Here is an 18,744-nt window from a genome sequence, read left to right as displayed (position 1 = left end):
CTCCTTACCCCACGAAGACGCCGTTCGCCAGCGTCACGCCGAACGGGTCGAACTCCTGCAACAGCGGGGGTTCGACGCCGTTCGCCTGCGGGACCGTCGAGCCGCGGTAGACCCGCACACGGCTCGGCAGGTTGTCGCCGCTTGCCGTGACGAGGTCGGCCCGATCGTCGCCGTCGATGTCCTTCACCGTCACCCGCACGCCGCCGCGGGAGTTGGCGTCGTTCGCGACGAAGAAGTTCGCCACCGGCTTCGCGTAGGCGGCGTCGAGTTGCTTCGCGGTGAGCGTCTGCCCGCTGAGCGCGAACACCCGCGGCCCGCCGCCCGGCCCGCCGCCGAAGATCACGTCGCCGAAGCCGTCACCGTCGAGGTCGCCGATCGTCACGAACACGCCGTTGCGGAGCGTCTGCGCGTCCGGCCCGGGGAATGCGAAGAAGTCACCGATCAACTTCTGCCGTACACCGTTGGCGTCCGGCGTGAACAGCGTCGCCCCGTTGTAGAGGGCCACCCGCGGGCCGCCGAGGAAGCCGGCCCCGACGACGAGGTCGGCCCGGCCGTCGCCGTTGATGTCGCCGAGGGCCACGCGGGCACCGCCGCGGAAGTTCGGGTCGTCGATGCCGAAGAAGTCGGCCTTCTTGGTGAGGGTGCGGTCATCGTTGAGCGAGTAGATCGACGCCCGCGGGCCGCCGCCGACGTCGGGGCTGACCACGAACTCGTCGCGGCCGTCCCCGTCGATGTCGCCGGCCGCGATGAAGACGCCGCCGGTGAAGTTCCCCTCGAAGGCGTTAAAGTCGATCGGCGAGGGCGTGAGGACGACATCGCCCTGGACCACGCCGCCGAGTTGGATGCGGACCCGCGACCCGCCGCCCGGCGCGGCCCCGAGGATTTGATCCGGCACGCCGTCGCCGTTCAGGTCGGCGACCACCGGGCGAACACTCGCGGTCAAGTCGGCACCGGCCGCGCCGCCACTCTTCGCGAAGCCGCTACCGGCCGGAACATAATTGATTGCCTGCCCGTCGGCCGTTCCCCCGACGAGGAGGTCGTTCGCGAGGCCGGTCGTCGCGGTCAGGCGGGCCACGCCGAAGTCACGGTCGTTGGCCGTTGCGGTGTCAATCGAGCCGACGACGAGGATGCGGCCGCGGGCGTCTTGCGTGACGCCGGCCGCCGTGTCGGCGTTCGCCCCGCCGCGGTCGAACGACGCCACTGCCCGGCCGTCGGCACTGAAACTCGGGTCGAGGCTGCCGTCGGTCGTCAGGCGGGCCACGCCGATGTCGGTGTCGCCCGCGGTGGCCGAATCGACCGTCGCCGCCACTACGATGTCGCCGGTCAGCCGGTTGATCGTCACGCCGGCGGCCTTGTCCTGTTTAGTGCCGCCGAGGTCGAAGCCGAGCGACAACTTGCCGCTGTCGCCGAAGGTTGTGTCGAGCGAGCCGTCGGTGTTGAACCGGGCCACGCCGATGTCCACGTCGCCGGCCGTCCCGACCACGACCGATCCCACCACGACAATCTTCTCGCCGTTCCCGAGGGCGACGGCCGCGGCGGTGTCGGCGTTCGAGCCGCCGAGGTCGAATTCGACCGACGCCCGACCGTCGCCGTCGAACGTCTGATCGAGCGCACCGGCCGCCGTCAGGCGGGCAACGCCGAAGTCGAAGTCGCCGAAGTTGCTGATCTGCACGCTGCCGGCAACGATGACCCGGTCCCCCGAGTCGATGACGACACCGCTGGCGGAATCCGCGTTCGCCCCGCCGAGGTCGAAGGCAATCGTCTGCCGCCCGCCGGTGCCGAAAGTCTTGTCGAGCGCTCCGGCCGTCGTCAGTCGGACCACGCCGAAGTCGGTATCGCCCGCGGTCGCCTGGGCGACCGTGCCCGCCAACACGATCCGGCCCTGCGAGTCGATCGCCACCCCCGCGGTCTTGTCTTCCTGCGTTCCGCCGGCAATGTCGAACGCGACCGTCTGGCGGCCGTCGGTGTCGAAGGTGCTGTCGAGGTCGCCGGTGCTGGTCACGCGGATGACGGCGAAGTCGTAGTCGTTCGCGGCGTCCGTCTGGGCGTACCCGGCCACGACGATGCGGCCTTGCGAGTCGATGGCCACGGAGGTCGCACGGTCGATGTTGCTGCCGCCGAGGTCGAAGCCGAAGGCGCGGATGCCGTTGCTGCCGAAGGTCGTGTCGAGGGTGCCGTCGGGGTTCAGCCGCGCGACGGCAAAGTCGATGTCCGCGGCCCCCGTTTGGGCCGAGCCGACGACGACGATCTTCCCGTCCTTCTGCACGGCAATCGCGGCCCCGAGGTCGGCCTTCGCGGCGGCGAGGTCAAACGGCACGTCGGCGAGCCCGGTGCCGTTGAACGTGAGGTCGAGGCCGCCGACCGCCGCAGGGGTGGAGCGGTCTTCGAGGGCGAGGAGTTGTGGTTTGCTCACGTGTGAAGTCTCCTGGTCTGGGGCAGGCCGAAGACGAATGCGCGTGCCGTGCCGGGTTGCGCCGCTTGGCGGGAGATTGTAAAATCGACCCGGGATAGTGGGGTGAGTGTGACGGTCAGATTGGGGGGAAAAGAAGTGGGGCGTGAGATACGGCCGGGGACTCGCATACCCGGCTAGTCTCACGCCCACTGTTTGAAGGGGTCGAGGTTGAATTTCTTCAACCCGGTGAGTGGGACTCGCATACCACTCACCGTAAATATTCATGGCACAGTGAATGCCAAATCCGAAACGCCATCCGCCGATTGTTGTTCAGAATGGTTGTAAGTTTCAATTCTGATTGCTCTTGTGAAGCAGATGTTTTGTGCAGCACAGCGGTCGTTTCTGAGCAAACTTATCCTGGTGGCAGAATGGCTGCATCAAAATGATGCAGCCATTGTTTGATTTTGCCAACAATTTCCGGCTCCTGGTTGCTTGGTCGCTCTCGGAGGCGGATGGTATCTTGAACACCATCACAACTCAGGTGCGCACCATGCCAACCATTACCGTGAATGCGGAACGCCGTTCGTTCGCCCTACCGTTGACGGTGGCCGGGCTGCTCGCCGAACTCGGCCGTGACCCGAAGAAGTTGGCCGTCGAGGTGAACCAGAACGTCGTCCCGCGGGCCGACCACGCGACCACTCCCTTGCAAGACGGCGATGCGGTCGAGATCGTGACTCTGGTGGGCGGCGGTTCGGGTGAAGTCGCTCCGCCGGCGGACAAGCCATTGAAGGTGGGCAAGTTCACGTTCCAATCGCGGCTGTTCACCGGCACCGGCAAATATCTCAGCTATCCGCTCATGCACCAGTGCATGGAGGCGAGCGGTTGCGAAGTCACCACGGTGGCCGTGCGGCGCGAGCGGCTCATCGACAAGGAAGGTAAGAACCTCCTCGACTTCCTCGACCTGAAGCGGCTGACGATCCTGCCGAACACGGCAGGGTGCTTCAGTGCCGAGGACGCGATCCGCCACGCCCGCCTCGCCCGGGAGTTGCTGACGAACCTCGAAAACCCCGGTGCCGGGTGGGTCAAGCTCGAATGCCTCGCGGACAAGAAGACGCTGCTGCCCGACCCGGTGGACACGCTGAAGGCGACGGAGCAACTCGTGAAGGAAGGCTTCACGGTCCTCGTCTACACCAGCGACGACCCAGTGCTGGCGAAGCGGCTGAAAGACGCCGGTGCCGCGAGCGTGATGCCGGCCGGCAGCCCCATCGGATCGGGGCAGGGCATTCTCAACCCGAACAACATTCGCATCTGCCTGGAGTACCTGAAGGACGGCGACCCGGACTACCCGGTGATCGTGGACGCCGGCGTCGGCACGGCCAGCGACGTGTCGGTGGCGATGGAACTCGGCTGCGACGGCGTGCTGCTGAACACGGCCATCGCGAGCGCGAAAGACCCGCTGCGGATGGCCTGGGCGATGCGCTACGCGACCGACGCCGGCCGCCTCGCGTACCTCGCCGGCCGCATCCCGAAGAAACTGTACGCCAACGCGAGCAGCCCGACCGAGGGGATGATCGAGTCAAAGAAGTGAGGTAGAAAGCCCCGGCACGACCGTGCCTGGGCTTTCAGGTCACGCTTCTGGCGTCTTCCCCAGTACGATCACGAAGTTCGCGCTCAACTCCCCGATCTTCGACCCCTTCACCGGCGCGAAGTCCACCGTCACCGACTCGCGGGCCTTGTCTTCCTTGATACCGCGGTAGACGCCGTCCTTCGCGTTGCGGTCTTTCTCGTCTTTGACATAGCACTGCGTCACAATCAGTTCCTTCTTCCCCTGCTTCACCTTGAAGTGGATGTGCGGCGTGCGGCCGGGGTACGGCACCGGCTTGATCGTGCGGAAGTAGTACTCGCCCGTCGAGCCGGTCAGGAACCGGCCGAAACCCTGGAAGTGCGGATCCTGCTTGTCCTTCTTCTTGTCGCTGTCGGCCGTGTGCAGGTAGACGCCGTTGTTGTCGCACTGCCAGATTTCCACGAGCGCGTTCCGCACCGGGTTCCCCTTCGGGTCAAGGACTTTGCCCGTCAGGTGCGTGACCGTGCCGACGGACGGCGTGAGATCGTCGTTGACGATGATGAGGTCGTTGTCAGTGTCGAGCGGCAGCTTGTTCGGGTAGAACGGCCCCTCGGTCTGCTTGGGAGTCTGCGTGAGTTCTTCCGCGAAGACGCCCGGAGTGAACAACGACAGCCCGCCGAGAGCGGCTGAGCCGAGGAACAGGCGGCGAGAGACGGGAACGATGCGGTCCGACATGACAGGCTCCTGAGAGGGGTCGTTACCCCTCTCAGCGTAGCCGATGTGCCGTGAGTCGTCGATGAAGAGTTGGGTTACTCCACGCCGAAGTGCGTGCGAAGTTTGCGGATCGCTTTGTACTTCTCGTCGCTAACGCGGTCTACGGTCGTACCGAGTTGGGCCGCGATTTCCGGCACGCCCCACCCGCCGGCCGTCAGCTCGACGATCTGCTTCTGCCGGTCGCTGAGGACGGTACATGCGGCCAACGTCACGGCCTCTCGCCGGTCGCGCAAGTCGTCGGTCAGTTCGTTCCGCCAGTCGGCGTGATCCGGCGTGATTGAGGCGTACTTGCGGGCGCGCTGCGTCCGCTTCTTCACCGCGTCGATGGCCCGGAGAAACTCCTTCCGCTCGGACGTTTCTTCCGCCAGAATGCTGCCCCACTTTTCCTGCTCGACCCGTTCCAAGAGCCGGGTGAGAACCTGCTGCGTGCAGTCGCCCCAGCGGTCTTCCGGCAGGCGGGCGTTCCGCCAACAGGCGGTGCAGTACTTGCTGATGTCGGTGATCGCCTGGCTCTCAGTCTTGGCCGTGGCCCGAGCCTCGGTGCCCATGGCCGTTAAAGCCGTGCCCAACACGACCGCGACCATCAGCGAGCGTGACGACCGGCCGACCAAACCCCGTTTCGTTTCCAACCCCATGAAAACTCCCTCCTGCGGCTGATTATACCAGACACCTGCGGTGCCATTTCTCGCCGGGGTGGGAAAAGTCGAAATGTTCAGCCCGGCGTGTGAAAACCCTCTCGCGGGCCAATTCGCGCCGGCCAGCAGTTCTGTGGACGCCTGAGAATCTTAAAAGTCTCGCGCGGTTTGAGTTGCGGTCGGGGAAGTATGGGCTAAGTTTGCCGGTACTCGTGGAATGGTCGGGATGCCGTTCCTACTCGTCGCCCGTCTTATCTCCGGGTCTGCTGATGACCACTGCCGACGAATCGCTCGCCGCGTTAATCGCGGACACACAGCACTTTAGCCCGAGCGTGCGCCTGAGTGCCTTCCGGTCGCTAAGCAAGCTCGGGGTGGTCGCGAATCAGGCGTTGCCGGATTTAACGAATGCGCTGAACGACGAGGACGCCAAGATCCGCGAAGGGGCGGCCCAGGCCATCGGGCAACTCGGCCGCGAGGCCATGCCGACGATGGTGCGGATGCTCACGCACCCGGACAAATACGTCCGCCGCAACGCCGTGTGGGGGCTGGGCAAACTCGGCCCGCAGGCGAAGGCGGTGATGGGCGAACTCTGTCAGGCGCTGAAGGACGAAGACCCGCGGACCGCCGCCGGTGCCGCCCAGGCGATCGGCAGCATGGGCGCGGAAGCGGCCCCCGCCGTGCCGCAGTTGGCCGAAGCGATGCGGGGCACGAACATCGTGCTGTGCCGGTTGGCGGCAAAAGCTCTGAGCCAAATCGGCCGGCCGTCGCTGGCCACGCTGATTTCGCACCTGAAACACCATGACCCGTTCGTGAAGGGCGAAGCCGCCGTGGCCCTCGGGTGGATGGGGCCGGCCGCCGCCGCCGCCGTGCAACCGCTGACCGAACTCCTCCGCGGCAGTCAGATGCGAAAAGCATCGCCGTCCCAGTACGCGAGCGGTCTTCTCGGCTGTGGCACGCCCACGACGCCTGTCGCCCCGCCGTCGCCTGTTGCCGCCGACAACCAGACCGAAGAAGGGACACGCATCAACGCCGTGACCGCCCTCGGCCGGATCGGGCCGGACGCCATGACCGCTCTGCCGTACCTGCAAGACGCCCTTACCGACGCCAGCGACTCTGTTCGCCGGGCCGCCGAAGTCGCCATCCGCCAGGTGCAGGGCGTCGAGTAATTCCGATCGCCAACAACGAAAAACCCGGCGGGCCATCGCCCGCCGGGTCGGATCAGGTCTCAGTAAATCGCGAACTTACACCGCTAAGGCCAGTTGCTTCGTTCGCTTCTTATCCTTCAGTTCTTTCTGAATCGCCATCGACTCAGCACCCGTGCCCGGCTCCCGGCCTTCCAGGACGTCCTTCAACCGGGCGCGGGCGACGTGCAGTCGCCGTTTGATCGTGCCGACCGGCGTCTCGAACTCGCGGGCCATTTGCTTCAGGCTCCGGCCGCGCAGGTAGAACGCCTCCAGCGTCGACCGGTCGAGGTCCTTCAACTTCCGCAGGCCGGCGTGCAGCCCGGCCTTCTCTTCCGCCAGGACGAGCAACTCGTCCGGCGTGCGGAAGTCGCCCTCGAAGCCGTCCAGCATCTCCGGCTCCGTGCCGAAGATCGGCCCCTTCCGCGTCATGCGGTTGATGGCCATCCGGGCGCACATCCGCCGCAACCAGCCGGCGAAGCACCGGGCGTCCCGCAGTTGCGGCAGCTTCCGCATCGCGTGGACGAAGACCTCTTGCGCCAGTTCTTGCGCCTCGATCGGGTCGCGGACGCGGGCCAGGGCCATCGCGTACACGCTGCCCTGGAACCGCACGACCAGTTCGCCGAAAGCCTCCCGATCGCCCGTCTTCGCCTTGTCCACCAGGATCGTAATTTCCGTCCAGCTCATGATTGGGTTCCTGTCCCGATCCAGCGTTTCGCGGACCGAACCAGCGTTTTCAGAACGAACGCGACCGCCGCCCTGGATCAGTGGAGGGGGCTGGGTCACGGCATTCCGAGCGGGCCGAGTGGGTGCGGACCGATGCGCACCGTGGACAACCGCCTGGGGCGGTCGGGTGCGAACTCTTCGATCCCACGCGCACAGCGGTTGAACCCCGCGGCGGGTGCGGTTGTGTTGGGTGGGGTCGTGGCTCGGTGCTTGACGGGTCGAACGGAACCGGACGAACGGGAACGGACTGAGCCGGGTTGGCTCGTCGGTTCCACGCCGCCGCTCCGCGTCACCTTGCCGGCGAATGCCTCACGGTGTGAGAACACGCCAACAGGGGATGACCCGAAACATCGGGCAACGCCTACCGCAGTCGGTCAAGGGTTGGGACTTCTGGCCCCGGTAACGTCACAGCGCTCTCGGTCTGTCTGCTCAAGGTCGGACATCGTGGGACCGCCCGCGCGGGGTCGGTCTTGGAGGCACAACGGGTTCGAGCATTCGTCGCGATAAGCCGTGCGTCACCTCACTTCGCGGTCGCCGCAGCCGGTCGACTCATTCGCGGTCGTGGCGTTCCGCCAACTCCCGCGTTTTCGGTCCGTCGTATCCGTTGCGCGGGCGGGCGATTGGCAGTCGCTTCCGGGCCGCGTTCTGGGACAGTGGGACCGCGAATGGGTCTGCCGGTTCGCCTGTTCGGCCCTGAGGGCTAACAGGTTGCGACGAACGACAGGGCCAGAGAAACGTCCGACCACTCCGGTCGGTATCGCGGCGTTCGGCTGATATCGCATGGCGGATACCTCCTCCTGCCGCGAACCGGGTTCCGGTTCGTGGGCTTGACGTTGGGACATTGAGAATTGTCCCGGAGACAGGAACTCCGCCGGCGGTAGTGTCAGCGCGACTGCCATGAACCCGGTACCGACGCGATCGGCCGGGGTCTGCAACTTGGCGTTGCCGACCGTCACGGTCTTCGTCACTCGGTTCATCAGGTTCTTGACAGTCATGACACACACCTCCGACGGAACGATTGGGCGGGTGGGATCACCACACCGCCGTGGATTGGGTTTAGCTACGCATTTCCAAACGGGTACGAGGTAAGGAACTTCTACACCTTCCAACACGCTCGGCGGTCCGAAGTTTGCGCCGAATTGGGGAAGAACGTGTGGTTATACCCGCTCTTCGCCCGTTGGCCAATTGCTTTTTGCAATTTTTGCCAAGTTTCGTGGGCACCAAATGCGAACCTTCGGTGGAAGTCCCTATCAGACAGTCGAGGTTCACACCGGGTTCGCGCGAATTTCGAGATTTTCGAGATTTCGCACCCGAGGCACTCACGGGCTGAAAACGGCCGCGGGTCGCTGTATCCTGAACGTCATGCAACAAGCCGTCCGCTGCCCCTACTGCGATGAACTGTCCCGCGTGCCGGCGTCGGCCGTCGGGCAGTACGTGTCGTGCCCGAACTGCTCACGGCCGTTCAGCGCCGTCGCCGAAGAGTTGCCCGAGGACCCCAAGCCCTCGCGGCGGAACGTGCCGGTCGTTTACCCGGTCAAGAAGTCGGTCCCCGTCGTGCACCCGGCACCCGGCTGGGACGAGTACGAGATTCCCGCCGACCCCGAACCGCCCCACGGTCCGCGGAGCGTCCTTTTCGGCCTCGCGTTGCTGCCGTTCGTCATCCCACTGCTCTGGATTCTCGGCCCCCTCATCACCGGCAAGGACGCGATCTTCACGTTCGCGCTGCCGATGGCGATTGCCGCCTCTGCGACGGGGCTTTGCCTCGGCGTGGTCCTCGCGGCCGACTGGTCGTTCGCCACGCGGGTGAAGAGCATCCTGATTCTCGTCTTCGTCATGCACTTCCTGGCCGCGTTCCTGTACTTCTTGAAGCCGGAATGGGTGGAAGCGTTCCGCAAGCAGATCGGCAAGGGCAACGAACGGACGTGGCAGAAGTTCACGCCGCCGGAGCGAATGTATTCCGTCCAGGTGCCGGACGAGATGCACGAAGACGACCAGCAAATCGTGAAGGGCTGGTCGCTCAAGGGCTACCGCACCGCCGACAAGGACGGTCCGGCCACGTACTTCGTCGCGTTCGGCAATCAACCGAAGGAACTGAACGGCGAACAGGACGAGCCATTTTTCAAGGAAGCGCAAGCGAAGGCGATGGATGCGCTCAACGCGACCCTGACCGGGCAACCGCGACCCGTCCGTCTCACTGGCTGCCCTGGCCGAGAGTACGTGTTCACGCTGCCGGACCGGAACACGAAACGCATCGTCCGCATCTTCCGTAAGGAGCAGTTCGTGTTCGTGGCCGCCGTCGAGGATGCCTTTCTGACGCCGGGAGCTAACGACGTGCGGTATTTCTTTGATCACATCGACCTGAAGAAGCAGTAACCGGCCACCGTAGAATGGAGCTTCTCTCGCCGTCTCGCAGGTGTCGCGATGCCAATGCCGGTCCGGTCGCTGCCGGTGCTTCAGAATTGGGACTGCCACAGTTGCTCCGACTGCTGCCGCACCTACGCGGTGGCCGTGACGGCCGACGAGCGCGAGCGCATCGAGAAGCAGAACTGGGCGATCGACCCCGACCTGAAGGGCGTGACGATTTTCGAGACGGGTAAGGACGGCGTGACGCTGGCCCACCGCCCCGACGGGGCGTGCGTGTTTCTCGGACCGGACAACCGCTGCCGCATTCACGCGAAGTTCGGCTCAGCCGCGAAGCCGCTCGCGTGCCGGGTTTACCCCCTCGTGATGATCCCGACCGGCGACTACTGGCGCGTCGGCCTGCGGTACAGTTGCCCGTCGGTGGCGAAGAACGAGGGCCGGGCGATGACGGCCCACGCGAAGGACGCCGCCGCCTACGCTGCCGAGTTGGAACCGCGAGACATCACCCGCGACTTGCCCCCGCCGCCGCTGCAAGGCGGGCAGACCGTGGCGTGGCCGGACCTGTCGCGGTTCGTGACGGCATTCGCCGGCGTTCTATCGAAGGCCGACCGGCCGATGGAGTGGAAACTCCGCCACCTTCTCCTGCTGACGAGCCAACTGCGGATTCTGACCTACGAGAAGGTGGTCGGCAACCGGCTGACGGAGTTGGTCAACGTCCTCGCGGAAGGCGTTGAGGAAGACGTGCCGCCCGCCGAACAGGTGCCGCCGCCGGGGTGGGTCGGGCGAATGCTGTTCCGCCAACTTGCGTCGGTTCACGCCCGCGTGGATCGCGGGCCGGATCGCGGCACCATGCCGGACGGCGGCTGGATTCGGCGAATGCGGGCCGGCTACCGCTTCGCGGTCGGCACCGGCCGCGTGCCCCAGGTGAACAGCCTCCTGGCGGTCGGCGTGCGATTCGAAGTCGGCGAGCAATTCGCTGGGCCACTGCCGGCGGAATCGGAGCAACTGTTCCTTCGCTACTTCCGCACGAAGTTGGACTCGATGCAGTTCGCCGGGCCGATCAACTTCCACCTGCCGTTCTGGGCCGGCCTCGATTCGCTAATCCTCGTCTTCCCGATGACGCTCTGGCTTTCGCGGCTCATCACCACGGCCGACCGCCCGCGGCCGGTCGCCATCCGTGAAGCGCTGCGGCTCATCGACAACAGTTACGGCTTCAACCCCTTGCTCCGCCCGAAGCTGCCGAGCGCGCTCCGCTCCCTACACCTCAAGGAAGAACTCCCGCGGTTAGTCGCGTGGTACAGCCGGTGAGAGGCCCGCGGAAAGTTCGCTATACCAATTCCCATCTCCCTTCCGAGGTTCCCCCCGATGCCGCATTTCGCACCCTCCCTTGCCGGAGTCCTGCTCATGGCCCTCGTCGCGGCCGCTGACTTTCCGCCGCCGGGCGATCTGCCGGCCCGCAAGAGTTTCCCCGACCCGCTCACGACGTTCGCCGGGGAGAAAGTCACCACGAAGGAAGTCTGGCTGAAGGAACGCCGGCCGGAACTGAAGGAACTCTTCCAGCGGTACATGTACGGCCGATTGCCGGAATCGGGGAAGGTGACCGGCGTCGTCAAGTACGAGGACAAGCAGGCGTTCGGCGGTAAGGGCACGCTCCGCGAGGTCGAGCTTCAGATCGACGCCTTCGGCAAGACGAACGCCCTCCAGATTTATCTGATGATCGCGCTGCCGAACGCGCCGGTCGGGGCAGTGCCGACGTTCGTCGGGCCGAACTTCGGGGGGAACCACCTGTACACGACCGACCCGAACATTCGCATCCCCGAGGCGTGGATGTACGACAAATACCCCGGCGTGAAGAACAACCAGGCGACGAAGGAGGGCCGCGGGTTGGCGACCGACGTGTGGCCGCTCGAAGTCATCATCGGCCGCGGGTACGGTGTGGCGACGTTCTACAACGGCGACGTGCAGCCGGACCGGCCGAACGTGGACGAGGGGTTCCGCAAGCTGATGCCGAAGCCGAAGGGCGACGGCCCGGACGACGCGACGGCCACGATCATGAGTTGGGCGTGGGGCGTCAGCCGGTGTGCCGACTACCTGAGCACGATCTCCGAAGTGGACGCGAAGCGGCTCGCCGTCGTCGGCCACTCACGACTCGGCAAGACGGCGTTGCTGGCGGGAGCGTTCGACGAGCGATTCGCGCTGGTTCTCCCGCACCAGGCCGGTTGCGGCGGGACCGGGCCGAGCCGCCACGATGACCCGAAGGCCGAGGGCGTGAAGCGGATCAACACCGCGTTCCCGCACTGGTTCAGCACGAGCTTCAAGGCGTTCAACGATGCCACCGAGAAACTGCCGTTCGACCAGCACTGCCTCGCAGCCCTCTGTGCCCCGCGGCCGATGCTATATACGAACGCGACTGACGACCTGTGGGCGAACCCGAGCGGGCAGTTCGAGATGTTGAAACTTGCGACGCCGGTGTACGAACTCCTCGGCGTGACCGGCCTGGAGGCGACGACGATGTCGCCGCCGAACAAGTTAATCGAAAGCCGCCTCGGCTACTTCATCCGCCCCGGCAAGCACGCGATGACGCCCGACGACTGGAAGGCGTTTATGGCGTTCGCCGACAAGTGGCTGAAGAAATAACCCCGAAAGCCCCGGCACGGCCGTGCCGGGGCTTTGCCCCCAATGAAACTCATGCGCACCATCTTCCCGCTGCTCGTCGTGTTGCTCTTGCTCGTCGCCCTGCCCGGCGTCGTGGTGTTCGCCGCCGACCTCATGGGCTACGAGGCGAGCGTCAACGAGTGGCTCGAAGGCCGTCTCGGCGTCAGTCACCGCGTCGCGATCGCGCTGCCGGCCGCGATGGTGCTGTTCTGCGTGCCGCCGCTCATCGTGCTGCTCTACTTCCTCCGACTGCGGCGGAAGCCGGTCGCGGTGTCGTCCACGTACCTCTGGAAGAAGAGCATCGAAGACCTGCACGTCAACCGCCTCATGCAGTGGTTGCGGCAGAACGTGCTACTCCTGCTGCAACTGCTCGCCGCCCTGCTGTGCATTTACGCCGTCCTCGGCCCGCGGTTGCACGGGTCAATCTTCGGCGGGCGGCATTACATCCTCATGATCGACAACTCGGCGAGCATGTCGGCGACCGACGTGGCCCCGACGCGGTTGGCGTGGGCGAAGCAGCAAGCCCTCCGCGAGATCGACGCCGCCACCGACGACGATACCGGTATGTTGATCGTCTTCAACTCCACGGCCGAGACGGCACAGTCGTACACGAACAACCGCGGCGAACTTCGCACGGCCGTCGAGCGCATCGAGCCGACGCAGAAGCCGACGCGGATCGAGGAAGCCCTCAGCCTCGCGGCCAGCCTCGCGAACCCGGTGAAGTCCACCGAGAACGAAGCGACCATCCCGGGTGCGGTCGTCCCCGGCAAGGAGCGGCAGTACGTGCCGACGGAGGGCGTCCCGGCCGACGTTCACGTCTTCTCGGATGGCCGCTTCCCGTTCCCGGCGGAATTCGCCCTGGCGAACCTCAACCTGACGTACCACGTCCCGCCGGCGGAAGGCTCGAACAACCTCGCACTCTCGCGGCTGACCGTGGACCGCGGCTGGCAGAAGCCACTGCCCGATGATGACGAGAACGATCCCGCCGACCCGACGCCGAAGGTTGCCGACCGCGACGCCGACGACGCTACAAAGGCGACGGTGACGGCGTTCGTGAAGAACTACCGGAGCAAGCCTGCCGACAAGATCGTGGTGCGGCTCGAAGTCCTCGACGCGGGCAGGAATCTCCTGCGGGCGTACTCCCGCACCCTTCGCCCGGCGGCGAAGCGCGACCAGAACGTAGCCGGCAAGGCGGTGCAGTTCTACCTGCCGGAACTTGCGGAGGGGGCCGACCTGACGCTGCACGCCCGGCTCGAAGGGGCCAACGACTCGCTGCCGCTCGACGACGAATCGTGGTTCGTTCTGGGAGTGGTTCGCAAGGCGAAGGTGCTAATCGTCACGCCAGACGACAACAAGTTGCTCCGCGCGTTCTTCGAGAGCGACGCCCACAAGGCCTTGGCCGACCGCACCTGGGAGACGCCCGCAGCCCTCACCGACGCCGAGAAATACCTAAAGCCGGCCCGCGAGGGGAAGTTCGACCTCGTCATCTTCGACCGTTGCGGCCCGGCGACGGAAGACGCGATGCCGAACGCCAACACCTGGTTCATCGGCCACCCCCCGCCGCCGTTCAAGCCGGCGACGGCAGCCGACGACCCGCAGCGTGTGGTGCCGGTGAAGGGGCCGAGCGTTCAGGGGTCGCTCGACCGGCACCCGATCATGCGGAACCTCCGCGGCTTGTACGACATGGCCATCGACGAGTCGTTCCAACTGCCGAGCCTGCCCAACGGCACGCAGCGGTTGCTCGAAGCGGCCGGCGGGCAGGTGCTCATCGCCGGGTTGCCGCGCGGCCCCTTCACCGACCTCGTGATGGCGTTCCCGCTGATGACGAGCGCGAATGATTGGAACACGCTCTGGCCGTTGCAGCCGAGCTTCGTGCTGTTCGTGCGGAACGTGGTGACGACCCTCGGCAACGTCCGCGACGCGGCGACCGAAGACCCGATCACGACCGGGCAGGAAAAGCCGATCGCCACCGGCGTGACGAGGCGGATCACGGTCACGTCGCCGGACGGGAAGTCGAAGGTCTTCGACCGCGGCACCCCGCGGCCGGAGTTCATCTACACGAACACCGATCAGATCGGCCCCTATGCCGCGACATGGGCGGAACCCGGCACCGACCGGACGGCGGGGCGGCGGTTCGCCGTCAACCTCGTTCCCACGGCCGAGCACGACGAGAGCGACATCGCCGTGACGACCGAAATCCGCATCGGGGTGGAAACGATCGCCGCGGACGAGCCGCGCAAGCAACCGCGCGACTTGTGGAAGATCGCCGTCCTTTTGGGGTTGCTCGTGCTGATGGCCGAGTGGTGGGTGTACAACCGCCGCGTGCAGATTTAACGGCATTCTCACCTGCCGGTTCACGTCCCGCGTCATTTCTCTCAAGTAGCCGGCTCCCTTGGCTGGCGGCACACAACTTGCCAAGTCTTCAGCCTGACAATCCCCGCCGACCTTGTCGGCGGATCACTCTCTCCTAAGGTTCGCAACATGGCAGTGGTGGCAGATCAACCCGTTCGACTCGAAGACATGGTGGCCGTCAAAAGCCACATCACGTGGTCCGCGATCCTCGCGGGAGCCGTGCTGTCGCTCGCGCTCTACTTCCTCCTCACGCTCCTAGCCGGGGCGGTCGGTCTGTCGATCCACGACAAGGTGACGCCGAAGGCGCTGAGCATCGGCGCGATCGTGTTCGCGATCTTCGTGACCTGCCTGTCGATGTTCTTCGGCGGCTATATCGCGAGTCTGTTTACCGTCGGTGAAAACGAGTGCGAAGGGGCGCTCTACGGCATCCTGGTCTGGGCGACGACGCTGGCCATGATGATGTTCCTGCTGACGACCGGCGTGCGGATCGGCTACGGAGCAATGATCGGCGTGGCCGCGACGGCTCAAGCGGCCGCCGAAGGCACGACCCCGGACCAGTGGGAAGACGCGGCCCGCCGCGCCGGCATTCCGCAGGACAAGCTCGATGAGTGGAAGCAGAAGGCAAAGGACGCTCCCGCGAAGGCGAAGGAAGCGGTCGAGAACCCCCAGAACCAGCAGGAAGCCACCGCCGCTGCCAGTCGCGTCGCATGGTACACGTTCGGCGGCGCGTGGCTCTCGATGATGCTCGCCACCTTCGGCGGTTACATGGGTAGCGGGGCGAGGTTCCGCTTCCTCGGCCTCGGCGGCCGGCCCGTTGTGACCGTGGCCCGCGTCTAAAGTCGTGCAGAAACGCGAAGGGGGCGGGTCGATTCGATCGACCCGCCCCCTTCGCGTGCGCTATTGCCGGATCACGTGCCCTCGGGCTTCTTCCCCTCTTCCGCGAGGAACGAGACGACGGCCCCCATCTCGGGTTTGAGGAACGTCCCCGGTATTTCGCCCGGCGGCAATGCGACCTTCACCCGCACGTTCACGATGCTCTTCGCCCGGTTGGCGATCGGCATGATGCGGTCCAACCGACCCTCGTAGGTCCGGTCGGTGTAGGCGTCGGCCTTGAGGCGGCATCGCTGCCCGGCCTTCAGCTTGGAGATGTCCCGCTCCGGGATTTCCAGGTCCACTTCCAGGTCGGCGAGGTTGGCGATGTCGCACACGCTGCCGGACGACGCCGCGAACGCGAGCGGGTTCACGAGGTTGCCGAGTTCGGCCTTCTTCGTCAGCACGGTGCCGTCGATCGGCGAGCGGATGGTGCAGTTGTCCAACCGCCACTGCGCCTGGGCCAACCGGGCCTTCGCGACTTCGACTTCGGCAAGGGCGGCCTGCACGTCGGCCCGGGCGGCGGCCTTCTGCTCCTCGCGGGGGCCTTCCTTCAAGATGGACAGGGTGGCCGTCAGCCGGCGGACCTTCGCCTCGTTGGCGAGCATGTCGAAGCGGGCTTGCTTGCTCTCCTTGTCGGCCGCCGAGGCCCCGAGCCGTTCGAGTCGGCCGACTTCGTCCATCATCCGACTGAGTTGGGCGTCGGCTTCCTTGAGTTCTTCCTCCACTTGCGTGATTTCCACCTTCCGAACCGATCCGGGCAAAAGACCCGCCAGCTTTTGCTTCGACGCTTCCAAACGGCCCTGAGCCGAGAGCAGCGCGGACTGCGATTCCGTCAGTTGGGCCTGATAATTGACTGCCTCAATTTGGGCCAGAACCTCACCCTGTTTGAACGACTTGCCCTCGACGACGTTCAGCACGATCAGCCGCCCGGCTACCTCGATCGGGCTGACGGCGATCTGCTGGGCGGGGACGAGATAGCCCTTCACTTCGAGTTGAATCGTGCCGGGGACGACGGCCGCGGGGGGCGGCGTGCTACCCGCCGACGTGGCGGCCGGTTGCCCGCTCGCGGCGGCCGTTTGCGGGTTCGCCTCGGCGTTGCGGTACGAGCGAATCCCGACGCCCGCCCACGCGAGCGCCAAGACTAAGCACAGCACCCACGGCAGCCACGTTGCCCCGCCCCCGCCGCCGCGGTCCGCCCCGAGTTGGTTGTTCAGGCGAAGTTGTTGCACGCGGCTGACGAGTTCACCGTTCCGGGCGGTCGTTTCGGTCATCATGGGTCCTCTGGGTGCTGTGAATGCTAGTCAGGGTTCTCGCCCGGCGTCAACAGGAACGGGGGAATCTGGGTAAGTTCCTCACGGAGCAATACCTTCGAGATCGCCCATTCGATTCGCAAAATCGTCAAAGATCGCCCAGCTTTCCGCCGATGTCTTTGCCAGGGCTTGTTCTGCCGGGGGAGGGCGATGATGCCGCGTGGCTGGTTCGTCATTGTCGTCGCGACCGTCGCGGGCTGTCACGGCCCGTCGGTCTCCGTCACGACGCCGGCTCCCATGCCCTCGGCCGCCCCGACGAGTACCGACTTGCCCGTGGTAACGCCGACGCGAATCGAACCGCCGTTGGCCAGCCTGCCGAGCTTGGACGCGAAGACGGCGGATCCCGCGAAGCTATTCGCCGCGGACGCAAAAGGCTTTCGCGGGTTGACCGATGGTTCCTGCGTCCTGCTGGCAGCCCAGCACTCGCCGGTCGCGAACGTGCTGGACCGCGAGAACGCGATGCCGGTGGTGACGGTCACGTCCAAGAAACAGCCGTGCCCAAACGGGGCGAGCGACCAACTCTTGCGGGACGCGCGATTCTTGGCGGCCGTCGAAGCCCGCAACAGTTACGCGGCCGATGCGCTGGAGCGGTTCTACCAACTCGCCGACGCCGAGGGCCGGACGGAACTGCTGACGATGGGGCTGAAGTCGTTCGACGAACTCCGCTCGGAGGCCGCGAAGTACCGCGGCGTCGGGCTGCCCGTGCCGGACGAGGACGACCTCACGCGGCAGCGGTCGAAGTTACTCGGCGATGTCGAAACGGCCGAGGCCGCGATCAAGTTGCTGAACGCGGAACTGCAAGCCCGCCTGGGCCTGTCGGTAAGGGGCGACGAACGGCTGTGGCCGACGGGGCCGTTCACGATTTCCGCCACCCCTGTGGATGCCGAAGCGGCCGTACAGGTCGCGTTGGAGCAGCGGGCCGATCTGCGGTTGCTCCGCCGCCTCTACCACGGACTGAGCGCGGAGACGCTGCCGGCCGTGCGGCAACAGATGCAGAGTTACAACGGCCTCGCCGGGATTCCGCCGGTGCCGGGCGTGATGCGACGGCAGGCCGAACGGGTGACGGCCGAACTGCGGGCGGCGGCGGAATCGGAAGTCGAGTTGCGCCGCGAGCAGTTGTTCGCGCTGACGGCCGACCGCGAGAAGTTGGCCGCGGCCGAGGTGCGGGCCGCCGCGGTGCAGATGGCATCGGCCGCGCGGCGGGTGGCGCTGGCGAAAGGCCGGGCCGAGGGCTGGCAGACGAAAGTGGAGAAGGCGAAGAAAGACGACAAGGCGTTCGACCGCCTGCCGCTGGAACTGGAGTGGTACAAGGCCCGGGCGGACGTGGTACAGGAAGTGATGGCCTGGCACCGCTGGTCCGCCAAACTACGGGCGGCCCAAGGGGCGTTCGGCTGGGCGGCGGCCGGCGACCTACCCGAGAATTCGGCGGCCGGGCGGAACTGAGGAGGCGGGAGTGTGTTAGATTGAACGACCGCCCGTTCTCGGAGCCACTCCCATGTTCTCGCGACTTGCGCTGCTCACCCTTTCGACACTCCTCCTCATTGCAACGGCGGACGGGGCCGACAAGAAGAAGAAAAAGAAGGCCGACGATTCGAAGACCGATCCCGAAAAGATCCTCAAGCAGTTGGACGGCGACAACGACGGCATGTTGAGCCTCTACGAGTTCAACTTCCTCCCGAATGTCATGGCCGGGGCCGAAAAGGCAACGCCCGTCAGCCTGGCAGCGACGTTCGCCAAGCTCGACACGAACAACAACAAGAAACTGACCCTGGACGAGTTCAAGAAGATCAAAGACGTGGGCCTGGTAAAAGTCCCCGCCGCGGGGAAGAAGGCGAAGAAGAAGAAAGTCGTGTGACCGGCCGTCATTCTCACTCAACGCGAAAAGGCCCCGGGATGACCGTCCCGGGGCCTTTTCGCGTTG

At 65.7% G+C, this 18,744-nt stretch carries 14 protein-coding genes; 9 read left to right on the top strand and 5 right to left on the bottom strand.

The genetic code is table 11. The features are described 5' to 3' along the window. Positions 1-4: 4 nt before the first annotated feature. Positions 5-2,413 (bottom strand): FG-GAP-like repeat-containing protein, encoded by a 2,409-nt coding sequence (locus PX52LOC_RS35770; protein WP_168219415.1) that lies wholly within the window; start codon positions 2,411-2,413, stop codon positions 5-7. 529 nt (positions 2,414-2,942) lie between these two features. Between PX52LOC_RS35770 and thiS the strand changes: the two genes are divergently transcribed. Next, on the top strand, positions 2,943-3,980 hold the full coding sequence (gene thiS, locus PX52LOC_RS35765) for a sulfur carrier protein ThiS (protein WP_149114573.1): 1,038 nt from the start codon (positions 2,943-2,945) through the stop codon (positions 3,978-3,980). A 39-nt stretch (positions 3,981-4,019) separates the two neighbouring features. Here thiS and PX52LOC_RS35760 read toward each other — a convergent pair whose 3' ends face one another. Both PX52LOC_RS35760 and PX52LOC_RS35755 read right to left on the bottom strand, forming a co-directional pair. Next, on the bottom strand, positions 4,020-4,691 hold the full coding sequence (locus PX52LOC_RS35760; RefSeq protein WP_149114572.1) for a dioxygenase family protein: 672 nt from the start codon (positions 4,689-4,691) through the stop codon (positions 4,020-4,022). Positions 4,692-4,765: 74 nt separating this feature from the next. Further along, positions 4,766-5,365: a sigma-70 RNA polymerase sigma factor region 4 domain-containing protein gene (locus PX52LOC_RS35755; RefSeq protein WP_149114571.1), complete on the bottom strand. Its 600-nt coding sequence runs from the start codon at positions 5,363-5,365 to the stop codon at positions 4,766-4,768. Positions 5,366-5,634: 269 nt separating this feature from the next. Between PX52LOC_RS35755 and PX52LOC_RS35750 the strand changes: the two genes are divergently transcribed. Beyond that, entirely contained in the window at positions 5,635-6,531 is an 897-nt protein-coding gene (locus PX52LOC_RS35750; RefSeq protein WP_149114570.1) for a HEAT repeat domain-containing protein, read from the top strand. Between the two features lie 75 nt (positions 6,532-6,606). Here PX52LOC_RS35750 and PX52LOC_RS35745 read toward each other — a convergent pair whose 3' ends face one another. Next, a complete protein-coding gene (locus PX52LOC_RS35745; RefSeq protein WP_149114569.1) occupies positions 6,607-7,233 on the bottom strand; it encodes an RNA polymerase sigma factor in 627 nt (208 codons plus the stop codon). 1,401 nt (positions 7,234-8,634) lie between these two features. Here PX52LOC_RS35745 and PX52LOC_RS35740 point away from each other — a divergent pair. The 5 genes from PX52LOC_RS35740 to PX52LOC_RS35720 all read left to right on the top strand — a co-directional run bounded on the left by PX52LOC_RS35740 (position 8,635) and on the right by PX52LOC_RS35720 (position 15,477). Continuing rightward, on the top strand, positions 8,635-9,645 hold the full coding sequence (locus PX52LOC_RS35740; protein WP_149114568.1) for an ABC transporter permease: 1,011 nt from the start codon (positions 8,635-8,637) through the stop codon (positions 9,643-9,645). 48 nt (positions 9,646-9,693) lie between these two features. After that, the gene (locus PX52LOC_RS35735) at positions 9,694-10,941 is read left to right on the top strand and encodes a YkgJ family cysteine cluster protein (RefSeq protein WP_149114567.1); all 1,248 of its coding nucleotides are present in this window, start codon (positions 9,694-9,696) and stop codon (positions 10,939-10,941) included. A 96-nt stretch (positions 10,942-11,037) separates the two neighbouring features. Further along, positions 11,038-12,270: a glucuronyl esterase domain-containing protein gene (locus tag PX52LOC_RS35730; RefSeq protein ID WP_246173567.1), complete on the top strand. Its 1,233-nt coding sequence runs from the start codon at positions 11,038-11,040 to the stop codon at positions 12,268-12,270. A gap of 51 nt (positions 12,271-12,321) precedes the next feature. Further along, complete coding sequence (locus tag PX52LOC_RS35725; protein WP_168219414.1) at positions 12,322-14,622, top strand: vWA domain-containing protein; 2,301 nt, start codon at positions 12,322-12,324, stop codon at positions 14,620-14,622. Between the two features lie 147 nt (positions 14,623-14,769). Beyond that, positions 14,770-15,477 (top strand): hypothetical protein, encoded by a 708-nt coding sequence (locus PX52LOC_RS35720; RefSeq protein ID WP_149114564.1) that lies wholly within the window; start codon positions 14,770-14,772, stop codon positions 15,475-15,477. A gap of 71 nt (positions 15,478-15,548) precedes the next feature. Here the strand turns inward: PX52LOC_RS35720 and PX52LOC_RS35715 are convergent, their stop codons facing one another. Continuing rightward, positions 15,549-16,787: an HlyD family secretion protein gene (locus PX52LOC_RS35715; RefSeq protein ID WP_149114563.1), complete on the bottom strand. Its 1,239-nt coding sequence runs from the start codon at positions 16,785-16,787 to the stop codon at positions 15,549-15,551. Between the two features lie 186 nt (positions 16,788-16,973). On the opposite strand from PX52LOC_RS35715, the gene PX52LOC_RS35710 reads away from it, so the two are divergent. Together PX52LOC_RS35710 and PX52LOC_RS35705 are read left to right on the top strand one after the other, a co-directional pair. Next, positions 16,974-18,266 carry a hypothetical protein gene (locus tag PX52LOC_RS35710; RefSeq protein ID WP_149114562.1) on the top strand — a complete coding sequence of 431 codons (1,293 nt, stop codon included), beginning with the start codon at positions 16,974-16,976 and terminating at the stop codon, positions 18,264-18,266. Positions 18,267-18,318: 52 nt separating this feature from the next. Continuing rightward, complete coding sequence (locus tag PX52LOC_RS35705; RefSeq protein ID WP_149114561.1) at positions 18,319-18,678, top strand: EF-hand domain-containing protein; 360 nt, start codon at positions 18,319-18,321, stop codon at positions 18,676-18,678. The last annotated feature ends 66 nt before the right edge of the window (positions 18,679-18,744 follow it).

It is taken from the genome of Limnoglobus roseus, assembly GCF_008254045.1.
GTDB classification, from domain to species: domain Bacteria; phylum Planctomycetota; class Planctomycetia; order Gemmatales; family Gemmataceae; genus Limnoglobus; species Limnoglobus roseus.
The sequence above is the reverse complement of the archived record's forward strand: the minus strand, read 5'-3'. Positions and strand labels throughout refer to the sequence as shown.

Bases quoted from the DNA above. Each gene is read 5' to 3' on its own strand.
- thiS (WP_149114573.1), top strand. From the start codon at position 2,943: ATGCCAACCATTACCGTGAATGCGGAACGCCGTTCGTTCGCCCTACCG.
- PX52LOC_RS35760 (WP_149114572.1), bottom strand. From the start codon at position 4,691: ATGTCGGACCGCATCGTTCCCGTCTCTCGCCGCCTGTTCCTCGGCTCA.
- PX52LOC_RS35755 (WP_149114571.1), bottom strand. From the start codon at position 5,365: ATGGGGTTGGAAACGAAACGGGGTTTGGTCGGCCGGTCGTCACGCTCG.
- PX52LOC_RS35750 (WP_149114570.1), top strand. From the start codon at position 5,635: ATGACCACTGCCGACGAATCGCTCGCCGCGTTAATCGCGGACACACAG.
- PX52LOC_RS35745 (WP_149114569.1), bottom strand. From the start codon at position 7,233: ATGAGCTGGACGGAAATTACGATCCTGGTGGACAAGGCGAAGACGGGC.
- PX52LOC_RS35740 (WP_149114568.1), top strand. From the start codon at position 8,635: ATGCAACAAGCCGTCCGCTGCCCCTACTGCGATGAACTGTCCCGCGTG.
- PX52LOC_RS35735 (WP_149114567.1), top strand. From the start codon at position 9,694: ATGCCAATGCCGGTCCGGTCGCTGCCGGTGCTTCAGAATTGGGACTGC.
- PX52LOC_RS35730 (WP_246173567.1), top strand. From the start codon at position 11,038: ATGGCCCTCGTCGCGGCCGCTGACTTTCCGCCGCCGGGCGATCTGCCG.
- PX52LOC_RS35725 (WP_168219414.1), top strand. From the start codon at position 12,322: ATGCGCACCATCTTCCCGCTGCTCGTCGTGTTGCTCTTGCTCGTCGCC.
- PX52LOC_RS35720 (WP_149114564.1), top strand. From the start codon at position 14,770: ATGGCAGTGGTGGCAGATCAACCCGTTCGACTCGAAGACATGGTGGCC.
- PX52LOC_RS35715 (WP_149114563.1), bottom strand. From the start codon at position 16,787: ATGATGACCGAAACGACCGCCCGGAACGGTGAACTCGTCAGCCGCGTG.
- PX52LOC_RS35710 (WP_149114562.1), top strand. From the start codon at position 16,974: ATGATGCCGCGTGGCTGGTTCGTCATTGTCGTCGCGACCGTCGCGGGC.
- PX52LOC_RS35705 (WP_149114561.1), top strand. From the start codon at position 18,319: ATGTTCTCGCGACTTGCGCTGCTCACCCTTTCGACACTCCTCCTCATT.